General features: G+C 45.3%; 35 protein-coding genes. 5 read left to right on the top strand and 30 right to left on the bottom strand.

The window, feature by feature from the left end; genetic code table 11:
- Positions 1-38: 38 nt before the first annotated feature.
- Positions 39-2,000, top strand: a complete 1,962-nt coding sequence (cpdB, locus tag R7E51_RS20120) for a 2',3'-cyclic-nucleotide 2'-phosphodiesterase (protein WP_206958343.1) — start codon at positions 39-41, stop codon at positions 1,998-2,000.
- A gap of 97 nt (positions 2,001-2,097) precedes the next feature.
- Positions 2,098-2,676 (top strand): Crp/Fnr family transcriptional regulator, encoded by a 579-nt coding sequence (locus R7E51_RS20125; protein WP_005379584.1) that lies wholly within the window; start codon positions 2,098-2,100, stop codon positions 2,674-2,676.
- 54 nt (positions 2,677-2,730) lie between these two features.
- Here the strand turns inward: R7E51_RS20125 and dbpA are convergent, their stop codons facing one another.
- Positions 2,731-4,110: an ATP-dependent RNA helicase DbpA gene (gene dbpA / locus R7E51_RS20130; protein ID WP_005379583.1), complete on the bottom strand. Its 1,380-nt coding sequence runs from the start codon at positions 4,108-4,110 to the stop codon at positions 2,731-2,733.
- A 142-nt stretch (positions 4,111-4,252) separates the two neighbouring features.
- Here dbpA and R7E51_RS20135 point away from each other — a divergent pair, with 142 nt between their 5' ends.
- Positions 4,253-4,714 carry a GNAT family N-acetyltransferase gene (locus tag R7E51_RS20135; RefSeq protein WP_033906124.1) on the top strand — a complete coding sequence of 154 codons (462 nt, stop codon included), beginning with the start codon at positions 4,253-4,255 and terminating at the stop codon, positions 4,712-4,714.
- A gap of 91 nt (positions 4,715-4,805) precedes the next feature.
- On the opposite strand, the gene R7E51_RS20140 is transcribed toward R7E51_RS20135, so the two are convergent.
- On the bottom strand, positions 4,806-5,402 hold the full coding sequence (locus tag R7E51_RS20140) for a LysM-like peptidoglycan-binding domain-containing protein (protein WP_033906006.1): 597 nt from the start codon (positions 5,400-5,402) through the stop codon (positions 4,806-4,808).
- A 232-nt stretch (positions 5,403-5,634) separates the two neighbouring features.
- On the opposite strand from R7E51_RS20140, the gene R7E51_RS20145 reads away from it, so the two are divergent.
- A complete protein-coding gene (locus R7E51_RS20145; protein ID WP_005383137.1) occupies positions 5,635-6,255 on the top strand; it encodes an FKBP-type peptidyl-prolyl cis-trans isomerase in 621 nt (206 codons plus the stop codon).
- Between the two features lie 153 nt (positions 6,256-6,408).
- Positions 6,409-6,888 carry a DUF2780 domain-containing protein gene (locus R7E51_RS20150; RefSeq protein WP_017820297.1) on the top strand — a complete coding sequence of 160 codons (480 nt, stop codon included), beginning with the start codon at positions 6,409-6,411 and terminating at the stop codon, positions 6,886-6,888.
- A 135-nt stretch (positions 6,889-7,023) separates the two neighbouring features.
- Here the strand turns inward: R7E51_RS20150 and rplQ are convergent, their stop codons facing one another.
- The 28 genes from rplQ to rpsJ all read right to left on the bottom strand — a co-directional run bounded on the left by rplQ (position 7,024) and on the right by rpsJ (position 20,683).
- The gene (rplQ, locus tag R7E51_RS20155) at positions 7,024-7,404 is read right to left on the bottom strand and encodes a 50S ribosomal protein L17 (RefSeq protein ID WP_005383141.1); all 381 of its coding nucleotides are present in this window, start codon (positions 7,402-7,404) and stop codon (positions 7,024-7,026) included.
- 26 nt (positions 7,405-7,430) lie between these two features.
- The gene (locus R7E51_RS20160; protein ID WP_005383143.1) at positions 7,431-8,423 is read right to left on the bottom strand and encodes a DNA-directed RNA polymerase subunit alpha; all 993 of its coding nucleotides are present in this window, start codon (positions 8,421-8,423) and stop codon (positions 7,431-7,433) included.
- A gap of 24 nt (positions 8,424-8,447) precedes the next feature.
- Complete coding sequence (rpsD, locus tag R7E51_RS20165) at positions 8,448-9,068, bottom strand: 30S ribosomal protein S4 (protein ID WP_005383146.1); 621 nt, start codon at positions 9,066-9,068, stop codon at positions 8,448-8,450.
- Positions 9,069-9,095: 27 nt separating this feature from the next.
- Positions 9,096-9,485, bottom strand: a complete 390-nt coding sequence (rpsK, locus tag R7E51_RS20170) for a 30S ribosomal protein S11 (RefSeq protein WP_001118870.1) — start codon at positions 9,483-9,485, stop codon at positions 9,096-9,098.
- 18 nt (positions 9,486-9,503) lie between these two features.
- Positions 9,504-9,860, bottom strand: coding sequence for a 30S ribosomal protein S13 (gene rpsM, locus R7E51_RS20175; RefSeq protein ID WP_005383154.1), 357 nt, complete (start codon positions 9,858-9,860; stop codon positions 9,504-9,506).
- 149 nt (positions 9,861-10,009) lie between these two features.
- Positions 10,010-10,123, bottom strand: a complete 114-nt coding sequence (gene rpmJ, locus R7E51_RS20180; protein ID WP_000868186.1) for a 50S ribosomal protein L36 — start codon at positions 10,121-10,123, stop codon at positions 10,010-10,012.
- 38 nt (positions 10,124-10,161) lie between these two features.
- On the bottom strand, positions 10,162-11,496 hold the full coding sequence (gene secY / locus R7E51_RS20185; RefSeq protein ID WP_005379562.1) for a preprotein translocase subunit SecY: 1,335 nt from the start codon (positions 11,494-11,496) through the stop codon (positions 10,162-10,164).
- 20 nt (positions 11,497-11,516) lie between these two features.
- Positions 11,517-11,951 carry a 50S ribosomal protein L15 gene (gene rplO / locus R7E51_RS20190; RefSeq protein WP_005383155.1) on the bottom strand — a complete coding sequence of 145 codons (435 nt, stop codon included), beginning with the start codon at positions 11,949-11,951 and terminating at the stop codon, positions 11,517-11,519.
- A 5-nt stretch (positions 11,952-11,956) separates the two neighbouring features.
- Positions 11,957-12,133, bottom strand: coding sequence for a 50S ribosomal protein L30 (gene rpmD, locus R7E51_RS20195; RefSeq protein WP_005379565.1), 177 nt, complete (start codon positions 12,131-12,133; stop codon positions 11,957-11,959).
- 7 nt (positions 12,134-12,140) lie between these two features.
- Positions 12,141-12,644 (bottom strand): 30S ribosomal protein S5, encoded by a 504-nt coding sequence (gene rpsE, locus R7E51_RS20200; protein ID WP_004745894.1) that lies wholly within the window; start codon positions 12,642-12,644, stop codon positions 12,141-12,143.
- A 14-nt stretch (positions 12,645-12,658) separates the two neighbouring features.
- On the bottom strand, positions 12,659-13,012 hold the full coding sequence (rplR, locus tag R7E51_RS20205) for a 50S ribosomal protein L18 (RefSeq protein WP_005379568.1): 354 nt from the start codon (positions 13,010-13,012) through the stop codon (positions 12,659-12,661).
- A gap of 9 nt (positions 13,013-13,021) precedes the next feature.
- Entirely contained in the window at positions 13,022-13,555 is a 534-nt protein-coding gene (gene rplF, locus R7E51_RS20210; RefSeq protein WP_005379570.1) for a 50S ribosomal protein L6, read from the bottom strand.
- A 13-nt stretch (positions 13,556-13,568) separates the two neighbouring features.
- On the bottom strand, positions 13,569-13,961 hold the full coding sequence (rpsH, locus tag R7E51_RS20215) for a 30S ribosomal protein S8 (RefSeq protein WP_005379572.1): 393 nt from the start codon (positions 13,959-13,961) through the stop codon (positions 13,569-13,571).
- Between the two features lie 29 nt (positions 13,962-13,990).
- The gene (gene rpsN, locus R7E51_RS20220) at positions 13,991-14,296 is read right to left on the bottom strand and encodes a 30S ribosomal protein S14 (RefSeq protein WP_004410442.1); all 306 of its coding nucleotides are present in this window, start codon (positions 14,294-14,296) and stop codon (positions 13,991-13,993) included.
- Positions 14,297-14,313: 17 nt separating this feature from the next.
- A complete protein-coding gene (gene rplE / locus R7E51_RS20225; RefSeq protein WP_005379573.1) occupies positions 14,314-14,853 on the bottom strand; it encodes a 50S ribosomal protein L5 in 540 nt (179 codons plus the stop codon).
- Between the two features lie 23 nt (positions 14,854-14,876).
- A complete protein-coding gene (rplX, locus tag R7E51_RS20230; protein ID WP_005379574.1) occupies positions 14,877-15,194 on the bottom strand; it encodes a 50S ribosomal protein L24 in 318 nt (105 codons plus the stop codon).
- Between the two features lie 13 nt (positions 15,195-15,207).
- Positions 15,208-15,579 (bottom strand): 50S ribosomal protein L14, encoded by a 372-nt coding sequence (gene rplN / locus R7E51_RS20235; protein WP_004410450.1) that lies wholly within the window; start codon positions 15,577-15,579, stop codon positions 15,208-15,210.
- A 162-nt stretch (positions 15,580-15,741) separates the two neighbouring features.
- Positions 15,742-15,996, bottom strand: a complete 255-nt coding sequence (rpsQ, locus tag R7E51_RS20240; RefSeq protein ID WP_005379575.1) for a 30S ribosomal protein S17 — start codon at positions 15,994-15,996, stop codon at positions 15,742-15,744.
- Positions 15,996-16,187: a 50S ribosomal protein L29 gene (rpmC, locus tag R7E51_RS20245; protein ID WP_005379576.1), complete on the bottom strand. Its 192-nt coding sequence runs from the start codon at positions 16,185-16,187 to the stop codon at positions 15,996-15,998. The genes rpsQ and rpmC overlap by 1 nt, the downstream gene beginning before the upstream one ends.
- A complete protein-coding gene (gene rplP, locus R7E51_RS20250; RefSeq protein ID WP_005379577.1) occupies positions 16,187-16,597 on the bottom strand; it encodes a 50S ribosomal protein L16 in 411 nt (136 codons plus the stop codon). Before rplP ends, rpmC begins: the two co-directional genes overlap by 1 nt.
- 11 nt (positions 16,598-16,608) lie before the next feature.
- Positions 16,609-17,307 (bottom strand): 30S ribosomal protein S3, encoded by a 699-nt coding sequence (rpsC, locus tag R7E51_RS20255; RefSeq protein WP_005383161.1) that lies wholly within the window; start codon positions 17,305-17,307, stop codon positions 16,609-16,611.
- A gap of 18 nt (positions 17,308-17,325) precedes the next feature.
- Complete coding sequence (gene rplV / locus R7E51_RS20260; protein WP_005383164.1) at positions 17,326-17,658, bottom strand: 50S ribosomal protein L22; 333 nt, start codon at positions 17,656-17,658, stop codon at positions 17,326-17,328.
- 10 nt (positions 17,659-17,668) lie between these two features.
- The gene (rpsS, locus tag R7E51_RS20265; RefSeq protein WP_004394525.1) at positions 17,669-17,947 is read right to left on the bottom strand and encodes a 30S ribosomal protein S19; all 279 of its coding nucleotides are present in this window, start codon (positions 17,945-17,947) and stop codon (positions 17,669-17,671) included.
- Positions 17,948-17,968: 21 nt separating this feature from the next.
- Positions 17,969-18,793, bottom strand: coding sequence for a 50S ribosomal protein L2 (gene rplB, locus R7E51_RS20270; RefSeq protein ID WP_005383168.1), 825 nt, complete (start codon positions 18,791-18,793; stop codon positions 17,969-17,971).
- A 15-nt stretch (positions 18,794-18,808) separates the two neighbouring features.
- Complete coding sequence (gene rplW / locus R7E51_RS20275; RefSeq protein ID WP_004398471.1) at positions 18,809-19,111, bottom strand: 50S ribosomal protein L23; 303 nt, start codon at positions 19,109-19,111, stop codon at positions 18,809-18,811.
- A complete protein-coding gene (rplD, locus tag R7E51_RS20280) occupies positions 19,108-19,710 on the bottom strand; it encodes a 50S ribosomal protein L4 (protein WP_005379556.1) in 603 nt (200 codons plus the stop codon). The genes rplW and rplD overlap by 4 nt, the downstream gene beginning before the upstream one ends.
- A gap of 17 nt (positions 19,711-19,727) precedes the next feature.
- Positions 19,728-20,357 (bottom strand): 50S ribosomal protein L3, encoded by a 630-nt coding sequence (gene rplC / locus R7E51_RS20285; protein WP_005379555.1) that lies wholly within the window; start codon positions 20,355-20,357, stop codon positions 19,728-19,730.
- Positions 20,358-20,371: 14 nt separating this feature from the next.
- Positions 20,372-20,683, bottom strand: coding sequence for a 30S ribosomal protein S10 (gene rpsJ / locus R7E51_RS20290; RefSeq protein WP_004410492.1), 312 nt, complete (start codon positions 20,681-20,683; stop codon positions 20,372-20,374).
- Between the last annotated feature and the right edge of the window lie 491 nt (positions 20,684-21,174).

A 21,174-nucleotide genomic window follows, 5' to 3' on the forward strand; every position in this document is an offset into this window, starting at 1 on the left:
CAGTACGATTTCCCCTTATCATTGAATTGGAGCACCAAATGAAAGTGGCAGTTCATCCTATTTCCCTCGCAGTATTAAGTGGCATGCTAACGCTTGCTGGCCCAGCAATGGCCGATACCATCAAGCTTCGTATTATCGAAACCACCGACATTCACACCAACGTGATGGATTACGATTACTACAAAGACCAACCATCACAGCAAATCGGTTTAAGTCGCGCAGCGACAATAGTGAAACAAGCTAAGTCCGAGACAGAAAACACGGTGCTAGTAGATAACGGTGATTTAATTCAGGGCAGCCCAATGGGCGATTACATGGCGGCAAAGGGGATTAATCCCGGCGACGTGCACCCAGTCTACAAAGCGATGAACCAGCTAGACTACGATGTGGGCAACATTGGCAATCATGAGTTCAACTATGGCTTAGATTTCCTACAAACGACGTTGAAGGGTGCAAACTTCCCTTACATCAATGCAAACGTATTTGATAGACAAACCGGTGAGCATTACTTCAAACCTTACCTCATTAAAACTCACACTTTTAAAGGCACAAACGGCGAAGCGCATCAAATAAAAGTGGGTTACATCGGCTTTGTACCTCCACAAATTATGGTGTGGGATAAGAAGAACTTAGAAGGCAAAGTCTTTGCTAAAGACATTAAGGAAACAGCAGAGAAACTGATTCCTCAAATGAAGAAAGAAGGCGCAGACGTGATTGTGGCGATTCCACACTCGGGCATTTCTACTGATCCATACAAGCTAGGCGCTGAAAACTCTGTTTACTACCTCACAGAAGTTGAAGGTATTGATGCGATTGCTTTTGGCCACTCTCACGCCGTCTTCCCAGGGAAAGACTTCGCAAACCTACCTGGTGTTGATATAGATAAAGGGACCATCAATGGTGTAACGTCCGTGATGCCGGGCCGCTGGGGAAGTCACGTAGGTGTGATGGATTTGATGCTGAAAGAGAAAGAAGGCAGATGGCAAGTCGTCGAAGGCCAAGCAGAAGCACGCCCTATCTTCGATAAAGTAAATAAGAAGTCATTAGCTAAAGCCGATGCAGATATTGTGAAAGCGTTAGAAGAAGATCACAAAGGCACTCGTGAATTTGTAAACCAACCAATCGGCAAAGCAAATGATGTCATGTACAGCTTCTTGGCATTAGTGCAGGACGACCCCACCATTCAAATCGTTAACCTTGCTCAGAAAGACTACGTAGAACGCTTTATTCAAGGCGACCCAGACCTTTCTGACATTCCAGTACTGAGTGCGGCAGCACCATTTAAAGTCGGCGGTCGTAAGAACGATCCGAATAACTTTACAGAAGTAGAATCCGGTCAGCTCACCTTCCGTAATGCGGCCGATCTTTACTTATATCCAAACACCTTGGTTGCGATGAAAGTGAAAGGTAAAGAAGTTCGCGAATGGCTAGAGTGCAGTGCGGGTCAATTCAACCACATCGACATCAACAATCCTAAACCGCAATCTTTGATTGATTGGGATAATTTCCGTACGTACAACTTCGATGTTATTGATGGGGTTAACTACCAAATCGACGTTACCCAACCGCCGAAGTACGATGCGGATTGTAAAGTGATTAATCCAGATTCTCAGCGCATTGTGAATCTGACGTTCAATGGTAAGCCTGTCAATCCGAAGCAAGATTTCATCATCGCAACCAATAACTACCGTGCTTATAGCAATACTTTCCCTGGTACAGGCCCAGATTTCATTGCATTTGACGCACCAGATGAAAACCGCTCTGTCGTCGCCACTTATATTTCTCGCGTGAGTGAAGAAAAAGGAGAAGTGACACCAAGCGCTGACAACAACTGGTCTTTCGCACCGATTAAGTCCGATAACAAGCTAGATATTCGTTTCGAAACCTCCCCTAGCGATAAAGCGGCGCAGTTCATCAAAGAGAAAGGACAATACCCAATGAAACGCGTGTCAACAGACGACATTGGTTTCGCAATTTATCAAATCGATCTGAATAAATAAGGTTGATTTGACAGCAACACTAAGCGGCTCTCATGAGCCGCTTTTTTGTTATCAATAAAACCCGTTAAAATAAAGAAAACCGTTTCCGAGTTATCACATGCACATCGATCTTTTTTCAGACTTAGTCAATCATGGCTTTTTAGAGACAGAAGCAAACCAACTTATTGAAAATGGTGAGTTGCTCGAACTGCCTACACGCCACATTCTTAATCACCAAGGGGAGTTGAGCTCACACCTTTACTTCATCATTGAGGGGTTATGCCACGCAAGCTATCTCACGGAGCACGGCAAAGAATTCAGTAAAGAATTTTATTGGGAGAAGGACTGGGTTATCGGGTTTGAGAGCATAATAAAGGACCAACCTTCGCCTTACTTATTGGAAACGCTGAGCGCTTGTCAGCTATTTTGCTTGCCAATTGAAACGTTGCATCACTGGCGAGCAGAAAAGCACGCCATTTACTTAAAGCTACTCGAAAACCAACTGGTTAATAAAGAGAATAAAGAACGCTTTATGTTGCTCTACTCTCCAGAGGAACGATATCAATTATTTTGCGCTCATTACCCAGATTTAAAGCAACGTATTACCGATAGTCAAATTGCGGCCTACCTGGGCATTACGCCAATCAGTTTGAGTCGAATCAAAGCACGCTTAACCAAAGATCACACTCTCAAATAAACTCAAAAAAGAAAAAAGCTCTTCAAACGAAGAGCTTTTTCTCTGCTATTTGAGCTATTTAAGAATTCGCGCCCGGAACTGGCGCCCTTTCATCTTGCCGTTACTAATGGTTTGTAGAGCCTTTTTAGCCACAGACTTTTCGACGGCAACATAAGCGCGCACAGGGAATAGGTGAATCTTTCCGACTTGAGAGCCTGGAATACCATTTTTTCCTGTCAAACAACCTAAAATATCACCCGGTCGTACTTTCTGTTTCTTACCGCCATCAATGTTAATCGTCACCATTTTCGCTTGGTATGGCTGCTGATTTGATTTGGCAGGCAATGTTGCTGGTACCACGTCCATCTCTAGGTATTCTTCAATACGAGCTACACGTAAACCGTCTTTCTCACCAAAAAAGCTAAACGCTAAACCTTTACTACCCGCACGACCTGTACGACCAATACGGTGCACATGAACCTCAGGATCGCGTGATAGCTCAAAGTTAAAGACAGCATCAAGATTATCAACGTCTAAGCCACGCGCCGCAACGTCTGTTGCAACAAGGATAGACACACTCTTGTTAGCAAACTGCACCAATGCTTGGTCGCGTTCACGCTGCTCTAAGTCCCCATGGATATCGATAACGCTGAATCCTTTGTGATGCAACTCATCTGCGACACTTTGCACTTCTTTTTTGGTATTACAAAAAACCACCGCGGACTCTGGCTGGTGAGTCAGCAGCAAATTCGCCAACGCTTCATCACGTGCTTCCGAGCCTTCAACTTTATAGAAGTACTGCGCAATGCTTGAGGTATCATGCGTCGATTCCACCTTAATCACTTCCGGTGTCTGCATTATACGCTGCGCAATTTGCTCAATTTTCTCTGGAAAAGTAGCACTGAAAAGTAGAGTTTGGCGCTGCTTTGGCGCTGCATCGATGATTGCATCTAATGCGTCTTGGAAACCCATGTCCAACATGCGATCAGCTTCATCTAGCACCAAGGTATTCAGTTCGCTAAGATCAATTCGGCCTTTCTCAAGGTGATCCAAAATACGACCAGGAGTACCAACTAGGATATGCGCACCATGCTCTAACGAACCAATTTGTGGCCCCATTGGCATCCCACCGCAGAGAGTAAGCACTTTAATATTATGAATGCCGCGACCTAAAGTACGAATTTCCTTCGCTACTTGATCTGCAAGCTCACGTGTTGGACACAATACTAATGACTGGACACGAAAGCGTTTGACGTTGAGGTTCGATAAAACCCCTAAACCAAATGCAGCGGTTTTACCTGAGCCCGTTTTACCCTGCCCGATGACATCACGATGTTTTAGGATTGCAGGCAAGCTCAAAGCTTGAATTGGCGTCATGTGGGTATAGTTCAGGGAATCAAGTGTGGCGAGTAACGCTGGGTTCAGCCCAACTTGATCGAATGTTTGTTTGCTCACGGGGATATCCTCAGGTGAGATGGAAAGAGGGCACATTATCACCAGATTTGGTGGGAAAACCAGTGCTAATTAACCTTTGTTAATGAGTATGAGCTCAAAACAAAGTAAAGTCAGTCACTCTATTCTCATTACGGATAACAACATGCTCACTTGGATTACTTTGCCCTTTGCTCAGCTAACAACCACACAGCTGTATGAAATGATGAAATTGCGTGTGGATGTATTCGTTGTTGAACAAACCTGCCCTTACCCTGAACTTGATGGTAAGGACACACTGGAAGGCGTTTATCATCTAATAGGCTATCACGGTGATGAACTGGTTGCTTGCGCACGATTACTGCCCGCAGGCACCTCGTATGACAATGTGAGTATTGGTCGAGTGGTGACAAAGCAGACCGCGCGAGGCGGTGGCTTAGGCCATAAGTTATTGGACAAGGCCTTGGCACAATGCGAAACATTATGGCCAGGACAGACAATAGATATAGGTGCTCAAGAACACCTCATCCAGTTTTATGCTAGTCATGGATTCAAGGTTATCTCAGAGTGCTATCTTGAAGATGGTATCCCTCATGTGGATATGCGGAAAGAATCCGTAGCGCTATAAGCTTCAACTCGATTGGTTACTATGAAAACTAATCGCTATGAAAAACTAACTAAAAAGACGCGATATCTTCGCGTCTTTTCATTTGAAGCGTTTACTTGTTACGCCCAAAGGACCCATCCGATAAACGGAAAAACATAACGGACCGCCCGCTTTTTTCCAGCTGTAGCATATCTAACTCGCCTTCGTCACTAAGCTTAAAGCGAATCAACTGTCCCTGCTTTATTTGGCTTAGCGGCTTATCACTGCCTTCTATTTTGACTAGAGCGCTAAGATCCGCCATAGAGAGCTGATTACTTCTGAAAACCTGCGCTAATGTATCACCATTTTTAACCGTGTACTCTTTCCAGTCTTCAGATTTCGGTCCAGAGTTCTGAGAGGTTCTCTGCTGGCTTAAACTCTGCGCGTTCAGCTCAATCGCTACGCGTTGATGATCGACCTCAGTCTGCTCAACTGGCTGGTCTGTTTTATTCGGCAAAGGAATAACAAGGAGTACCAGAATCAATGGCACTAAGACCATCAAAGCACGCTGATGAAATTTAGGCAGGCGCAACCAAAACTGCTTAACAGGCTGTATACGCTCCAACCATTGCTCTTTGTTGAACGGCTGCTTCCAGTCGATAGCAGCGAATTTTTGTTTAACCAACTCGACATAGTCGACTTGCTGCTTTTTCTTTCTGCGACGATTCATTGTAATGAGTCCCTTAATACTTCTACGGCCAGTATAAAAATACCGACGCGGAGAGTATATGTTTTTCACCAAACTAAAATGGAATTGGGATTAAATTAGCAGAAATTTCACTTGGAGTAAGAGATAAGTCACAACCTGGCCGCCTCAATTAAGCATTCAGTCGCAATCATTTAAACCTAAGCCCGAAACTGATATCCTGTTACCTTTATCACTCCTAATAAGAGCGACATTCATGTCTGAAATTAAATTTGAAACTGCAGAACAAAAAGCAAGCTACGGCATTGGTCTGCAAATGGGTCAGCAACTTGCAGGCTCTGGTCTTGAAGGTCTTAGCGTTGATGCTATCGCAGCGGGTATTGCAACAGCACTAACTGGTGACATGCCATCAATCGAAATTGATGAAATCAACAAAGCACTACAAGAACTTCACACTCGTGCAGAAACAGCTCGCCAAGAAGCAGCAAAAATTGCAGCAGCAGAAGGCGAAGCGTTCCTAAAAGACAACGCTCTACGACCTGAAGTTAACGTTCTAGACTCTGGTCTTCAGTACGAAATCATTTCTGAAGGTACTGGTGCAGTTCCTACAGCAGAAAGCTCAGTTCGCGTTCACTACCACGGTGAGCTAACTGACGGTACTGTATTCGATAGCTCTGTATCTCGCGGTCAACCTGCTGAATTCCCTGTTACAGGTGTAATCAAAGGTTGGGTAGAGGCACTACAACTAATGCCTGTTGGCTCTAAGTGGAAGCTATACGTACCACAAGATCTTGCGTACGGTGAGCGTGGCGCTGGTGCGGCTATCCCTCCATTTGCAGCTTTAGTTTTCGAAGTAGAACTATTAGATATTATCTAATTGAAACCATTTTCAATTACGATTAAATAAAACGGCGCACTAGCGCCGTTTTTTTGTCTAAACTGAATAGACTTTCTCACCTCTGAACCTTTCACTCTGATAGCCTTTAAAAATAAAATCACTTTTAAAAAACGCTCAACCTTTGGAGGTACTATGCGTAAAACACTCCTAACTCTAGCACTCCTATCAATCAACATTGGTAGTGCGCACGCATTCTTAGATTCAGTCACTCAAAAAAGTAAAGAAAGTGGCCTGATGGACATGGTCGGCAGCAGCTTGAACACCGAGTCTTCTCCATTAACAGACATGCTAACTAGCCAATTACCAGTATCCACTGAGCAAGCAGCCGGAGGCAGTGGTGCGCTACTCGCTTTGGCTCAAAGCCAGCTTTCGCAAGAAAATAGTAGTGAATTACAGTCTTTGATTCCTGGACTTTCAAACTTACAAGGAGCACAAAGCTTACTAGGAAATATTGAGAATATCAGTGCAGTAAAAAGTGCATTCGATACGTTAGGTTTAGACCCATCTATGATCAGTCAGTTTGCTCCAGTAATCTTGGATTACTTGAACAAGCAAGGCGCTAGCGAAGGGCTTCTAAGTTCGTTGGGCGGGTTGTGGAATACTAGTAAATAAGCGTAAGTGATAATCACTTTTTAAATTGCCAGTCTGCATGGGTTGAAATAAATGCAGGCTGGATATAAAGGTTTACTGAATTACAGATACAAAAAAGCCGAGCTAATGCTCGGCTTTCTCGTTCTTACGAACTGATTACTCAGCAGCTTCTTCAGCAGCTGGGCGATCTACAAGCTCAATGTAAGCCATTGGAGCTTTATCACCAGCACGGAAGCCAGCTTTTAGGATACGAGTGTAACCGCCCTGACGAGCAGCAAAACGTGGACCTAGTTCGTTAAATAGTTTTGCAACTACTTCGTTGTCACGAGTACGTGCAAATGCTAGACGACGGTTAGCAACACTGTCAGTCTTAGCTAGTGTAATCAAAGGCTCAACTACGCGACGTAGCTCTTTTGCTTTTGGCAAAGTAGTCTTGATAACTTCATGACGTACTAGAGAGCTAGCCATGTTGCTGAACATCGCTTTGCGATGTGAGCTGTTGCGGTTGAGTTGACGACCACTCTTACGATGGCGCATGACCTAATCCTTCTAACTAGTATCGATTAATCTTCAGCGATTGATGCAGGTGGCCAGTTTTCTAGGCGCATGCCCAGAGACAGACCACGTGACGCAAGTACGTCTTTAATCTCAGTAAGAGATTTTTTACCAAGGTTAGGCGTTTTAAGTAGCTCAACCTCAGTACGTTGTACTAGATCACCGATGTAGTGAATCGCTTCTGCTTTCAGACAGTTAGCAGAGCGAACTGTTAGTTCAAGATCGTCTACAGGACGCAGTAGGATCGGATCGAATTCTGGCTTCTCTTCCTTCTCCTCAGGAACTCGTACATCACGAAGATCTACGAATGCATCCAATTGTTCAGCTAGGATTGTAGCTGCACGACGGATTGCTTCCTCAGGTTCTAGAGTACCGTTTGTTTCCATATCGATAACAAGCTTGTCTAGATCAGTACGCTGTTCTACACGAGCAGCTTCTACAGCGTAGGCAATTTTGTCTACTGGGCTGTAAGTAGCATCTACTAGTAGGCGACCGATAGGACGCTCGTCTTCTTCGTTATGGATACGCGCAGAAGCTGGAACATAACCACGACCACGTTCAACTTTGATACGCATTGCGATCTCAGCGTTGTCATCCGTTAGGTGACAAATTACGTGTTCAGGGTTAGCGATCTCTACATCACCATCATGGGTGATGTCACCTGCAACCACAGGGCCCGAGCCTGATTTGTTCAAAGTAATGAACACTTCATCTTTGCCTTCGGCAACGCGCACAGCCAAACCTTTAAGGTTTAGAAGAATTTCAAGAATATCTTCTTGAACGCCTTCTTTCGTGCTGTACTCATGAAGTACGCCTTCAATTTCTACTTCTGTTACAGCACAACCTGGCATAGAAGATAGAAGGATGCGGCGAAGTGCATTACCCAGAGTATGACCAAAGCCACGCTCTAATGGCTCAAGAGTTACTTTTGCGTGAGTCGAGCTGATTTGTTCGATGTCAACTAGACGTGGCTTAAGAAATTCTGTTACAGAACCCTGCATTGTGTCCTCTCTTTAGTTTAAACCTTACTTAGAGTAAAGCTCGACGATCAATTGTTCGTTGATGTCAGCTGATAGATCAGAACGCTCAGGCATACGCTTGAATGTACCTTCCATCTTGCCACCATCTACTTCAATCCAAGTTGGTTTTTCACGTTGTTCAGCAACTTCTAGAGCTGCTTTGATACGAGCTTGCTGTTTAGCTTTCTCGCGAATAGAAACAACGTCATTAGCCGCTACTTTGAAAGAAGGAACGTTTACAACTTTACCGTTTACTAGGATAGCTTTGTGGCTAACTAGCTGACGTGCTTCTGCGCGAGTTGCGCCAAAGCCCATGCGGTAAACTACGTTATCAAGACGACCTTCAAGAAGCTGAAGTAGGTTTTCACCAGTGTTGCCTTTTAGGCGAGCAGCTTCTTTGTAGTAGTTACGGAATTGTTTTTCTAGAACGCCGTACATACGACGTACTTTTTGCTTCTCACGAAGCTGAACGCCATACTCAGATAGACGACCGCGACGAGCGCCGTGTACACCTGGTGCGTTATCAATTTTACACTTGGTATCGATCGCGCGAACACCAGACTTAAGGAATAAGTCAGTGCCTTCACGACGGCTAAGCTTCAGCTTAGGACCCAAATATCTTGCCATGATTCTTCTCCAATTGTCCTAGAAACGTTATACGCGACGTTTCTTAGGTGGACGACAACCGTTATGAGGGATTGGTGTAGCATCAACGATGTTTGTGATGCGGAAACCAGCGGCGTTTAGTGCACGAACAGTAGATTCGCGACCTGGACCAGGACCCTTAACCATAACTTCCAAGTTCTTTAGGCCGTATTCTTTAGCCATTTCAGCACAACGCTCAGCAGCAACCTGTGCAGCGAACGGAGTAGACTTACGAGAACCACGGAAACCAGAACCACCTGCAGTAGCCCATGCAAGAGCGTTACCTTGACGGTCAGTAATGGTTACGATTGTGTTATTGAAAGAAGCATGGATGTGCGCAACGCCATCTGCAACTTGCTTGCGTACGCGCTTACGAGCGCGAGTTGGTTGTTTAGCCATTGTACTCTACCTTCCCGATTATTTCTTGATCGGCTTACGCGGACCCTTACGGGTGCGAGCGTTGGTTTTAGTACGCTGTCCACGTAGTGGTAGACTGCGACGATGACGAAGACCACGGTAACAGCCAAGGTCCATAAGACGCTTGATGTTCATAGATACTTCACGACGTAGATCACCTTCTACAGTGTACTTAGCTACACCATCACGCAGTTGATCGATCTGCTCTTCAGTTAGTTCACTGATCTTAACATTTTCAGCAATACCCACTTCAGCTAGGATAGCTTGAGAGCGAGTTTTACCGATGCCGTAGATCGCTGTTAGAGCGATTACTGCATGTTTCTGATCAGGAATGTTAATGCCTGCTATACGGGCCATTATTCACTCCTAAGTGTTTCTATAAAAGAATTAGCCGCAGCAAAGCCCGTTATGGATACGCTGCGGAATACTACTTCTTTTGCACGCAAAAGGTAGGCCGAGGAATATACTCGACCCAACCTTCATTTTCAAGTAAAAATTTCTGCTAATTAGCCTTGGCGCTGTTTGTGCTTTGGCTCACTGCAAATCACGCGAACGACACCGTTACGCTTGATTACTTTACAGTTACGGCAGATTTTTTTAACGGAAGCACGAACTTTCATTGCTAAACTCCGTAAATGAAACTGAGTCTACCGCCGGATTAACGGCCGTAGCCTTTCAGATTCGCTTTCTTCAACACAGAATCATACTGTTGAGACATCAGATGAGTCTGTACCTGTGCCATAAAGTCCATAATTACAACAACTACGATTAGTAGCGATGTACCGCCGAAGTAGAAACGTACGTTCCACGCGACCATCATGAACTCGGGAATCAGACAGATAAAGGTAATGTACAGTGCACCAGCAAGGGTTAAACGTGTCATTACTTTATCAATGTATTTCGCTGTCTGCTCACCTGGGCGGATACCGGGTACGAATGCACCAGACTTCTTCAAGTTATCTGCTGTTTCACGCGGGTTGAAAACCAACGCCGTGTAGAAGAAACAGAAGAAGATAATTGCTGCTGCATAAAGCATTACATACAACGGTTGACCAGGGCTAAGAGCCAAAGACACGTCAGTTAACCAACCGAACGCGCTGCTCTCACCGTTTTGACCAAACCACTGAGCCAATGTTCCTGGGAACAAGATAATACTTGATGCAAAAATCGCTGGAATTACACCTGCCATGTTAATTTTAAGAGGCAAGTGCGAGCTTTGCGCAGCAAACACTTTACGACCTTGTTGACGTTTCGCATAGTTAACGACGATTCGGCGTTGACCACGTTCCATGAAAACAACGAAGTAAATTACTGCAAAAGCTAATACCGCGATTAGCAACAGAAGAAGTACATGCAATTCACCTTGACGCGCTTGCTCGATTGTTTGACCGATTGCAGAAGGCAATCCAGCAACAATACCTGCAAAAATCAGTATCGAAATACCGTTACCAATTCCGCGCTCTGTAATTTGTTCACCTAACCACATCAAGAACATGGTACCGGTTACTAAACTTACGGTAGCAATTAGCGTAAACATGGTTTGGTTGATAACAACCAGATTGTCGACCATGTTTGGTAGGCCAGTTGCAATACCTATAGCTTGGAAGGTTGCAAGTACAAGCGTGCCGTAGCGTGTGTATTGGCTTATCTTACGACGGCCTGCTTCACCCTCTTTTTTGAGTTCAGCTAACGCTGGATGAACTACAGTTAGCAATTGGACAACAATAGATGCCGAAATATACGGCATGATGCCCAATGCTAATATAGATGCACGCTCAAGAGCACCACCGGAGAACATGTTAAACATTTCAACGATGGTACCTTTTTGCTGTTCGAACAAATCGGCAAGTACAGCAGCGTCAATACCAGGAATCGGCACAAAAGAGCCGGCTCGGAATACTAAAAGTGCACCAATTACGAATAACAAGCGCGACTTTAGTTCACTTAAGCCGCTCTGAGCACTACGAAAATCTTGTCCTGGTTTCTTAGCCATCTGTACCTCGTTCCTCGAGATTATTCCTCGATTTTACCGCCTGCAGCTTCGATTGCAGCTTTAGCGCCTTTAGTCACACGTAGACCTTTAACAGTCACTGCTTTGTTGATTTCACCAGAAAGAACAACTTTTACAAACTCGATGTTCTTAGTGATGATGTTAGCAGCTTTAAGACTGTTTAGATCAACTACGTCACCAGAAACTTTCGCTAGCTCAGCTAGACGAACTTCAGCAGACACTAGGCTCTTACGAGAAGTGAAACCGAATTTTGGTAGACGTTGTTTCAGAGGCATCTGACCGCCTTCGAAACCTGGACGAACACTGCCGCCAGAACGTGATTTTTGACCTTTGTGACCACGGCCACCAGTTTTACCTAGGCCTGAACCGATACCACGACCTACTCGCTTCGCAGAAGTTTTCGCGCCAGCAGCCGGTGCTAGAGTATTCAAACGCATTCTGATTACTCCTCAACTTTAACCATGTAGTAAACCTTGTTGATCATACCGCGAATACACGGAGTATCTTCAAGTTCTACTGTGTGGTTGATTTTACGAAGACCTAGACCGCGCAAAGTAGCTTTGTGCTTTGGCAGACGACCAATTGAGCTTTTAGTTTGAGTTACTTTAATAGTTGCCATGGTGTTCTTACTCCGAAATAGATTCAACAGTTAGACCACGTTTAGCAGCAACCATTTCTGGTGACTTCATGCTACCTAGTGCATCGATCGTTGCACGAACGATGTTGATAGGGTTCGTAGAACCGTACGCTTTAGATAGTACGTTGTGTACACCAGCAACTTCTAGTACTGCACGCATCGCACCACCTGCGATAACACCAGTACCTTCTGCAGCAGGCTGCATGTAAACTTTAGAGCCCGAATGGCGACCTTTCACTGGGTGGTGAAGAGTGCCTTCGTTTAGAGCGATCGTAGTCATGTTACGACGCGCTTTTTCCATTGCTTTTTGAATCGCTGCAGGTACTTCACGAGCTTTGCCGTAACCGAAACCTACACGACCGTTACCGTCACCAACTACTGTTAGTGCAGTGAAGCTCATGATTCGACCACCTTTAACCGTTTTAGAAACACGGTTAACTGCGATTAGCTTTTCTTGCAAATCATTCGCTTGAACTTGTTGTTCTTTAGCCATCTTCCAACCCTACCTTAGAATTTCAGACCAGCTTCGCGAGCAGATTCTGCTAGCGCCGCTACTCGACCGTGGTATTGGAAACCAGAACGATCAAATGCAACTGCAGTTACGCCCTTCTCTAGAGCGCGCTCAGCAATAGCTTTACCCACTGCTTTAGCTGCATCAACGTTACCAGTGTATTTCACTTGCTCACGGATCGCTTTTTCTACAGTAGAAGCTGCTGCGATAACCTCAGAGCCGTTAGCCGCGATAACCTGTGCGTACACGTGACGAGGAGTACGGTGTACAACTAGGCGAGTCGCACCCAGTTCTGCAATCTTACGACGTGCACGTGTAGCACGACGGATGCGAGATGCTTTCTTATCCATAGTGTTACCTTACTTCTTCTTAGCTTCTTTAGTACGCACATTTTCATCTGCGTAACGAACACCTTTGCCTTTGTATGGCTCAGGCTCACGGTAAGAACGAATGTCAGCCGCAACTTGACCAACTAGTTGCTTGTCAGCACCAGTGATCACGATTTCAGTTTGGCTTGGACATTCAGCTTTAATACCCGCTGGCAACTCGTGCTCAACTGGGTGTGAGAAGCCTAGTGTTAGACCTACAGCGTTGCCTTTGATAGCAGCACGGTAACCTACACCTTTAAGAGTTAGCTTCTTAGTAAAGCCTTCAGTAACACCAACAACCATGTTGTTAACTAGAGCGCGAGCAGTACCTGCTTGAGCCCATGCGTTAGCAACACCTTCTTTAGGACCGAAAGTCAGGTTATTTTCTTCCTGAGCGATTACAACTGCGTTGTTAAGAACGCGAGTTAGTTCGCCTTTCGCACCTTTTACAGTGATTTCTTGGCCGTTTAGTTTCACCTCTACGCCAGCTGGAATAGCGACAGGTGCTTTTGCAACACGAGACATAGTCTACTCCTTATTAAGCTACGTAAGCGATGATTTCACCACCAAGACCTGCTTTACGTGCAGCGCGGTCTGACATAAGACCCTTGGAAGTAGAAACGATAGCAATACCAAGACCACCCATTACAGAAGGAAGTTCATCTTTCTTCTTGTAAACACGTAGACCTGGACGAGAAACACGTTTAAGTTGCTCGATTACTGGTTTAGCTTGGAAGTACTTAAGTGTAACTTCTAGCTCAGGTTTTGCTTCGCCTTCAACAGCGAAGTCAACGATGTAACCTTCAGCTTTTAGTAGTGCAGCAATTGCAACTTTAAGCTTTGAAGAAGGCATTTTTACAGCAACTTTGTTTGCTGCCTGACCGTTACGAACACGGGTCAGCATATCCGAAATCGGATCTTGCATGCTCATATGATTTACTCCAAATGATTAAGTGGCAATTACCAGCTAGCCTTACGAAGACCCGGAATCTCGCCTTTCATGCAAGCTTCACGAACCTTAATACGGCTTAGACCGAACTTACGTAGGTAACCGTGTGGACGACCAGTTTGGTTGCAACGGTTGCGCTGACGTGATGCACTTGAATCACGTGGAAGAGATTGCAGTGTAAGAACCGCGTTCCAACGATCTTCTTCAGATGCGTTTACATCGCTGATGATAGCTTTTAGCGCTGCACGCTTTTCAGCGAACTTAGCTACTAGCTTCGCACGTTTTGCTTCACGTGCTTTCATTGAATTTTTAGCCATAACAGTAACCCTTCACCTTACTTACGGAATGGGAAGTTAAAGGCAGCCAGCAGAGCACGGCCTTCCTCATCAGTACCAGCAGACGTCGTAATAGTGATGTCTAGACCGCGTACTCGATCAACTTTATCAAAGTCGATTTCCGGGAAGATGATTTGCTCGCGAACGCCCATGCTGTAGTTACCGCGACCGTCAAAAGACTTAGCGCTAACACCACGGAAGTCACGTACACGTGGAAGAGCGATGTTAATTAAACGCTCAAGAAAATCCCACATACGTTCGCCACGCAAGGTTACTTTACAACCGATAGGGTAGCCTTCACGGATTTTGAAACCTGCAACAGATTTGCGCGCTTTTGTGATAAGTGGCTTTTGACCAGAGATCGTTGCCATATCAGACGCTGCATTTTCTAGCAGTTTCTTATCGTTGATTGCTTCACCAACACCCATGTTTAGGGTGATTTTCTCGATTCTAGGGACTTGCATGACGCTTGTGTAACCGAACTGTTTGGTCAGTTCAGCGACTACAGACGACTTGTAGTAATCATGCAGTTTCGCCATAGTAGAACTCCAAATTACTTCTATTAGTTAGAAACGGTTTCGCCGTTAGACTTGAAGAAACGAACTTTTTTGCCGTCTTCAAAACGGAAACCGATACGGTCAGCTTTACCAGTAGCTGCGTTAAAGATAGCCACGTTAGAAACGTCGATAGCTGCTTCTTGCTCTACGATACCGCCTTGGATACCCATAGCTGGAACAGGTTTCTGATGTTTCTTAACTAGGTTGATACCTTCAACGATAACTTTACCAGTTGCTAGAACCTTAGTTACTTTACCTTTCTTGCCTTTGTCTTTACCAGCAAGAACGATTACTTCGTCATTACGACGGATTTTAGCTGCCATTTCTACGTGCTCCTTACAGAACTTCTGGAGCCAGTGAAACGATCTTCATGAACTTATCGCCACGAAGTTCGCGTGTCACAGGACCAAAGATACGTGTACCGATTGGTTGCTCAGTATTGTCGTTTAGCAATACGCAAGCATTTCGGTCGAAGCGAATGACAGAACCGTCAGGACGACGTACGCCTTTACGGGTGCGCACTACCACCGCCTTCAGAACATCACCTTTTTTAACTTTACCGCGAGGGATTGCTTCCTTCACAGTAACTTTGATGACGTCACCGATATGTGCATAACGGCGGTGAGAGCCACCCAGAACCTTAATACACATTACGCTGCGTGCGCCTGAGTTATCAGCTGCGTCCAGCATACTTTGCATTTGGATCATGTTAGTGCTCCGCTAAATATTAATAACTAGACCCATCACGGGTCGGGCTGCCTCTTTAAAAGGGACGCGAATTGTACCACCCTTTTTTGTGATTGGGTAGTCAAAAAATAAACGGCTCCAAAAATATTTTGGAGCCGCTTTAGTTTCATAGAATTAACGAGATTAAATCTTCGCCTTTTCTAGAACTTTTACCAAAGTCCAAGACTTAGTCTTAGACAGTGGACGACACTCTGCGATTTCAACTGTGTCGCCTAGGCCACACTCGTTGTTCTCGTCATGTGCGTGTACTTTAGTCGTACGTTTTACGTATTTACCGTAGATTGGGTGTTTTACGAAACGTTCGATAGCAACAGTGATAGACTTGTCCATCTTGTCGCTAACAACACGACCTTGTTGAGTACGTTTTACTTCGCTCATTATGCGCCTGCCTTCTCAGTCAAAACAGTTTTCACACGTGCGATATCACGGCGTACAGCTTTCAGAGTATGAGTTTGCTGTAGTTGACCAGTCGCAGCTTGCATGCGCAAGTTGAACTGTTCGCGTAGCAAATTCATTAGCTCAGCGTTAAGCTCTTCAACGCTTTTCTCGCGTAGATCTTGTGCTTTCATCACATCACCTGCTTAGTTACAAATGTAGTTTTGAAAGGCAGTTTACGTGCCGCAAGACGGAACGCTTCACGTGCCAATTCTTCAGGTACACCACCCATTTCGTACATAACCTTACCAGGTTGGATTTGGGCTACCCAGTACTCAACGTTACCTTTACCCTTACCTTGACGAACTTCAAGTGGTTTTTCTGTGATTGGTTTGTCTGGGAACACACGGATCCAGATTTTACCTTGACGCTTAACGTGACGTGTCATTGCACGACGTGCCGCTTCGATTTGACGAGCAGTTAGACGACCACGGCCAACAGCTTTAAGACCGAATTCGCCGAAGCTTACATCAGTACCTTTAGCTAGACCACGGTTACGACCAGTCTGAACCTTACGGAACTTAGTACGTTTAGGTTGTAGCATCTGTCGACTCCTTACTTACGGCCTTTACGCTGCTTCTTAGGCTTGTCGCCTTTAGGCTCTACAGCGTTAGCTGCTGGCATACCACCTAGGATTTCACCTTTGAAGATCCAAGTTTTAATGCCGATCACACCGTATTGAGTGTGAGCCGAAGAAGTTGCGTAATCAATGTCAGCACGTAGAGTGTGTAGAGGCACACGGCCTTCACGGTACCACTCTGAACGTGCGATTTCAGCGCCGCCTAGACGACCGCTTACTTCCACTTTGATACCTTTAGCGCCTAGGCGCATTGCGTTTTGTACTGCGCGCTTCATAGCACGACGGAACATAACACGACGCTCTAGCTGAGACGCGATGCTGTCACCAACAAGTTGCGCATCTAGTTCAGGCTTACGTACTTCAGCGATGTTAATTTGCGCTGGTACACCTGCAATTTTAGCTACAGCTGCGCGTAGCTTCTCAACGTCTTCACCTTTCTTACCGATAACAACGCCTGGACGAGCAGTGTGAATAGTCACACGGATGCTCTTAGCAGGACGCTCGATAACGATACGTGATAGAGACGCTTTTTTCAGTTCACTTGTAAGGAACTGACGTACCTTGAAGTCGCCGTCTAGGTTGTCAGCGAAATCTTTGGTGTTAGCAAACCATGTAGCATTCCAAGGCTTAACGATGCCTAGACGAATACCATTTGGATGTACTTTTTGACCCATTGCTTACTCTCCTAGTCTCTAGCGATCTGCTACAACAACAGTGATGTGGCTTGAACGCTTCAAGATACGATCCGCACGACCTTTAGCACGAGGCATAATACGCTTCATGGTTGGGCCTTCATCTACAAAGATTTTTGCGACATTCAGATCGTCAATATCTGCACCTTCGTTGTGCTCCGCGTTAGCGATAGCAGACTCTAGAACTTTCTTAACTAGTGCAGCAGCTTTTTTGTTGCTGAACGTTAGGATTTCTAGAGCTTGGTCAACAGATTTACCACGGATTAGATCCGCAACTAAGCGAGCTTTCTGAGGCGAAATGCGAGCAAAGTTATGTTTAGCAATTGCTTCCATTATCTACTCCTTAGCGCTTCTTAGCTTTCTTATCCGCAGCGTGACCGCGGTAAGTGCGTGTTGGTGCGAATTCACCCAGTTTGTGACCGATCATTTCATCAGTTACAAATACTGGTACGTGCTGACGACCATTATGGACAGCGATGGTCAAACCGATCATCGTAGGGATGATCATTGAACGACGGGACCAAGTCTTAATAGGCTTTTTGTCTCCGCTTTCCACCGCTTTCTCTACCTTCTTCAGCAAGTGTAGGTCAATAAAAGGACCTTTCTTGAGAGAACGTGGCATGGCGATTCCTCTTTATATAGATTACTTGTTACGACGACGTACGATGTACTTGTCAGTGCGTTTGTTCTTACGAGTCTTGAAGCCTTTAGTAGGCATACCCCAAGGAGATACTGGGTGACGACCACCAGAAGTACGGCCTTCACCACCACCATGTGGGTGGTCAATCGGGTTCATTACAACACCACGAACCGTTGGACGGATACCGCGATGACGTGATGCACCTGCTTTACCAAGTTCACGTAGCATGTGCTCAGAGTTACCAACTTCACCGATTGTTGCACGGCCTTCAGAAAGAACTTTGCGCATCTCGCCAGAACGTAGACGGATAGTTACGTACGCACCGTCGCGAGCAACGATTTGAGCGTAAGCACCAGCCGAACGAGCTAGCTGACCACCTTTACCAGGCTTAAGTTCAACGTTATGTACTGTTGAACCTACTGGGATATTACGCATTGGTAGAGTGTTACCAGCTTTGATTGGTGCATCAACACCAGACTGAATAACATCACCAGCTACAACACCTTTAGGTGCTAGGATGTAGCGACGCTCACCGTCTTTGTAAAGAACTAGAGCAATGTTTGCGCTACGGTTTGGATCGTATTCAAGACGCTCAACTGTCGCTGGAATACCATCTTTAGTACGTTTGAAGTCAACTACACGGTAGTGGTGCTTGTGACCACCGCCGATGTGACGTACTGTGATACGACCCTTGTTGTTACGACCACCGTTCTTAGAGTTTTTCTCTAGAAGAGGTGCGTATGGCTTGCCCTTGTGTAGGTCAGCGTTAACAACTTTAACAACGTGACGACGACCAGGGGAAGTCGGCTTACATTTAACAATAGCCATTTTTAACTACTCCTGTTATTCCGCGCCGCCAACGAAGTCAAGATCTTGACCTTCTTTCAAAGTAACGTACGCTTTCTTAACGTCGCTGCGGCGACCTTGGCGTAGACCTTGACGTTTGGTCTTACCCTTAGTGATAAGAGTATTTACAGACTTAACTTCAACTTCAAATAGCTTTTCTACAGCTGCTTTGATCTCTTTTTTAGTCGCATCTTTAGCTACTTTGAAAACGATAGTGTTCGCTTTCTCAGCTGCCATAGTTGCTTTTTCAGAGATGTGCGGTGCACGTAGAACTTTTAGGATACGCTCTTCAGTGATCATGCTAGCATTTCCTCTACTTGCTTAACTGCTTCTGCAGTCATTACAACTTTGTCAAACGCGATTAGAGATACTGGATCGATACCAGCAACATCACGTGCGTCAACTTTGTATAGGTTACGAGCAGCTAGGAATAGATTCTCATCTACTTCGCTAGTCACGATTAGAGCGTCAGTTAGCTCAAGCTCTTTAAGCTTAGCAACTAGCTCTTTAGTCTTTGGTGCTTCAACTGAGAAGTTATCAACAACGATTAGACGCTCTTGACGAACAAGCTCAGAAAGAATGCTCTTCATAGCACCACGGTACATTTTTTTGTTTACTTTTTGGCTGTGATCTTGTGGTTTCGCAGCAAAAGTAACACCACCTGTACGCCAGATTGGGCTACGGATTGTACCAGCACGCGCACGGCCAGTACCTTTTTGACGCCATGGCTTAGCGCCACCGCCAGAAACTTCTGAACGTGTTTTTTGAGCACGAGTACCTTGACGAGCACCTGCTGCGTACGCAACAACTACTTGGTGTACAAGAGCTTCGTTAAACTCACGTCCGAAAGTAGTTTCGGAAACAGTTAGTGCATCGGCACCTTTAACCATTAGTTCCATTACTTACTCCTGAGACGTTATGCTTTAACAGCTGGTTTAACGATCACGTTGCCGCCAGTTGCGCCTGGGACTGCACCTTTAATAAGAAGCAGGTTGCGCTCAGCGTCAACACGTACGATCTCTAGGTTTTGAGTCGTTACACGCTCAGCACCCATGTGACCTGCCATTTTCTTGCCTTTAAATACGCGACCTGGAGTCTGACATTGACCGATAGAACCAGGAGCACGGTGAGACAATGAGTTACCGTGAGTCATATCTTGAGTACGGAAGTTCCAACGCTTAACAGCGCCTTGGAAACCTTTACCCTTAGATGTACCAGTAACGTCTACTTTCTTAGTTTCGTTGAATAGTTCAACAGTTAGTTCTGAACCAACTTCGAACTCTTCGCCGTTTTCTAAACGGAATTCCCAAAGACCGCGACCAGCTTCAACGCCAGCTTTAGCAAAGTGACCTGCTTCAGCTTTGTTTACACGGTTAGCTTTCTTAGAACCAGCTGTAACCTGGATTGCTGCGTAGCCGTCAGTTTCAAGAGTTTTCACTTGAGAAACACGGTTAGCTTCAACCTCAACAACTGTTACTGGGATAGAAACGCCTTCTTCAGTAAATACGCGGGTCATGCCCACTTTACGACCGATTAGACCAATCATACTTCTAATCTCCCTTAACCTAGGCTAATTTGAACGTCAACGCCCGCAGCAAGGTCTAGACGCATTAGAGCATCAACAGTCTTGTCTGTTGGCTCAACGATGTCGATTAGACGCTTGTGAGTACGGATTTCGTACTGGTCACGTGCTTTCTTGTTAACGTGTGGAGAGATAAGAACTGTGAAACGCTCTTTACGAGTTGGCAGTGGGATTGGACCACGAACCTGTGCGCCAGTGCGCTTAGCTGTTTCAACGATTTCCGCTGTAGAAGCATCGATTAGTTTGTAATCGAAAGCTTTTAGGCGGATACGGATACGTTGGTTCTGCATGAGACAGAGCTCCAAATTTAATAAATTACACAAACAATATCGCCACTCAAACTCGTCGAGACGAGAGAATGCCGATTGATTTATGTGAAACCGTAGCATCCAAGATTAGGACGCATTGTCAGTTAATTTTCGATTAACTATCCCTATATGCCAAAGTCACCTTTGAGGATAGTTTTTCCGAAGAAAAGATAGCTAATTGTATTAACCGCGAACATAAGCTGAGTATACATTACCTCACAAATCCTTAGATTTGCTCGCTCCTCACTGCTCATTGGTTCACAACTGGCTTAACCAGTGCGCTGCATTATACAGATCACACTTTAGGTTGCAAGCGCTGAGTGAAAAATAATCGGGAATATTCCAAACCCCATACATTCCTCTTCGCTTGGTAGCCATTAAAGTAAATTACCACCATCTAAAGAAGGTGGCTTTGTGTGAGCCCCCTAAAAGGGGGCCTTTGTTTAGTCCAGCGCCAATTGCTGCTGCTCTAC

It is taken from the genome of Vibrio sp. Vb1166 (assembly GCF_033338695.1).
In the GTDB taxonomy this organism is placed as follows: domain Bacteria; phylum Pseudomonadota; class Gammaproteobacteria; order Enterobacterales; family Vibrionaceae; genus Vibrio; species Vibrio alginolyticus.

Bases quoted from the DNA above. Each gene is read 5' to 3' on its own strand.
- rplF (WP_005379570.1), bottom strand. From the start codon at position 13,555: ATGTCTCGTGTTGCAAAAGCACCTGTCGCTATTCCAGCTGGCGTAGAG.
- rpsM (WP_005383154.1), bottom strand. From the start codon at position 9,860: ATGGCCCGTATAGCAGGCATTAACATTCCTGATCAGAAACATGCAGTA.
- rplN (WP_004410450.1), bottom strand. From the start codon at position 15,579: ATGATCCAAATGCAAAGTATGCTGGACGCAGCTGATAACTCAGGCGCA.
- rplE (WP_005379573.1), bottom strand. From the start codon at position 14,853: ATGGCGAAACTGCATGATTACTACAAGTCGTCTGTAGTCGCTGAACTG.
- rpmJ (WP_000868186.1), bottom strand. From the start codon at position 10,123: ATGAAAGTTCGTGCTTCCGTTAAAAAAATCTGCCGTAACTGTAAAGTA.
- rpmD (WP_005379565.1), bottom strand. From the start codon at position 12,133: ATGGCAACTATTAAAGTAACTCAAACTAAAAGCTCAATTGGTCGTCTG.
- R7E51_RS20135 (WP_033906124.1), top strand. From the start codon at position 4,253: ATGCTCACTTGGATTACTTTGCCCTTTGCTCAGCTAACAACCACACAG.
- secY (WP_005379562.1), bottom strand. From the start codon at position 11,496: ATGGCTAAGAAACCAGGACAAGATTTTCGTAGTGCTCAGAGCGGCTTA.
- R7E51_RS20150 (WP_017820297.1), top strand. From the start codon at position 6,409: ATGCGTAAAACACTCCTAACTCTAGCACTCCTATCAATCAACATTGGT.
- cpdB (WP_206958343.1), top strand. From the start codon at position 39: ATGAAAGTGGCAGTTCATCCTATTTCCCTCGCAGTATTAAGTGGCATG.
- rplO (WP_005383155.1), bottom strand. From the start codon at position 11,951: ATGCGTTTGAATACTCTAGCACCGGCTGCTGGCGCGAAAACTTCTGCG.
- rpsQ (WP_005379575.1), bottom strand. From the start codon at position 15,996: ATGAGCGAAGTAAAACGTACTCAACAAGGTCGTGTTGTTAGCGACAAG.
- rplC (WP_005379555.1), bottom strand. From the start codon at position 20,357: ATGATTGGTCTAATCGGTCGTAAAGTGGGCATGACCCGCGTATTTACT.
- rplX (WP_005379574.1), bottom strand. From the start codon at position 15,194: ATGGCAGCTAAAATCCGTCGTAATGACGAAGTAATCGTTCTTGCTGGT.
- rpsH (WP_005379572.1), bottom strand. From the start codon at position 13,961: ATGAGCATGCAAGATCCGATTTCGGATATGCTGACCCGTGTTCGTAAC.
- rplR (WP_005379568.1), bottom strand. From the start codon at position 13,012: ATGGATAAGAAAGCATCTCGCATCCGTCGTGCTACACGTGCACGTCGT.
- rplB (WP_005383168.1), bottom strand. From the start codon at position 18,793: ATGGCTATTGTTAAATGTAAGCCGACTTCCCCTGGTCGTCGTCACGTT.
- rpsN (WP_004410442.1), bottom strand. From the start codon at position 14,296: ATGGCTAAAAATTCAATGAAAGCACGTGAAGCAAAACGTGCGAAGCTA.
- rpsD (WP_005383146.1), bottom strand. From the start codon at position 9,068: ATGGCAAGATATTTGGGTCCTAAGCTGAAGCTTAGCCGTCGTGAAGGC.
- rpsC (WP_005383161.1), bottom strand. From the start codon at position 17,307: ATGGGTCAAAAAGTACATCCAAATGGTATTCGTCTAGGCATCGTTAAG.
- R7E51_RS20145 (WP_005383137.1), top strand. From the start codon at position 5,635: ATGTCTGAAATTAAATTTGAAACTGCAGAACAAAAAGCAAGCTACGGC.
- rpsJ (WP_004410492.1), bottom strand. From the start codon at position 20,683: ATGCAGAACCAACGTATCCGTATCCGCCTAAAAGCTTTCGATTACAAA.
- rplD (WP_005379556.1), bottom strand. From the start codon at position 19,710: ATGGAACTAATGGTTAAAGGTGCCGATGCACTAACTGTTTCCGAAACT.
- rplQ (WP_005383141.1), bottom strand. From the start codon at position 7,404: ATGCGCCATCGTAAGAGTGGTCGTCAACTCAACCGCAACAGCTCACAT.
- rpsS (WP_004394525.1), bottom strand. From the start codon at position 17,947: ATGCCACGTTCTCTCAAGAAAGGTCCTTTTATTGACCTACACTTGCTG.
- R7E51_RS20160 (WP_005383143.1), bottom strand. From the start codon at position 8,423: ATGCAGGGTTCTGTAACAGAATTTCTTAAGCCACGTCTAGTTGACATC.
- rplP (WP_005379577.1), bottom strand. From the start codon at position 16,597: ATGCTACAACCTAAACGTACTAAGTTCCGTAAGGTTCAGACTGGTCGT.
- rplW (WP_004398471.1), bottom strand. From the start codon at position 19,111: ATGATCACTGAAGAGCGTATCCTAAAAGTTCTACGTGCACCGCACATC.
- rplV (WP_005383164.1), bottom strand. From the start codon at position 17,658: ATGGAAGCAATTGCTAAACATAACTTTGCTCGCATTTCGCCTCAGAAA.
- rpsK (WP_001118870.1), bottom strand. From the start codon at position 9,485: ATGGCTAAACAACCAACTCGCGCTCGTAAGCGCGTACGCAAGCAAGTT.
- rpmC (WP_005379576.1), bottom strand. From the start codon at position 16,187: ATGAAAGCACAAGATCTACGCGAGAAAAGCGTTGAAGAGCTTAACGCT.
- rpsE (WP_004745894.1), bottom strand. From the start codon at position 12,644: ATGGCTAAAGAACAACAAGTTCAAGCGAATGATTTGCAAGAAAAGCTA.
- R7E51_RS20140 (WP_033906006.1), bottom strand. From the start codon at position 5,402: ATGAATCGTCGCAGAAAGAAAAAGCAGCAAGTCGACTATGTCGAGTTG.
- R7E51_RS20125 (WP_005379584.1), top strand. From the start codon at position 2,098: ATGCACATCGATCTTTTTTCAGACTTAGTCAATCATGGCTTTTTAGAG.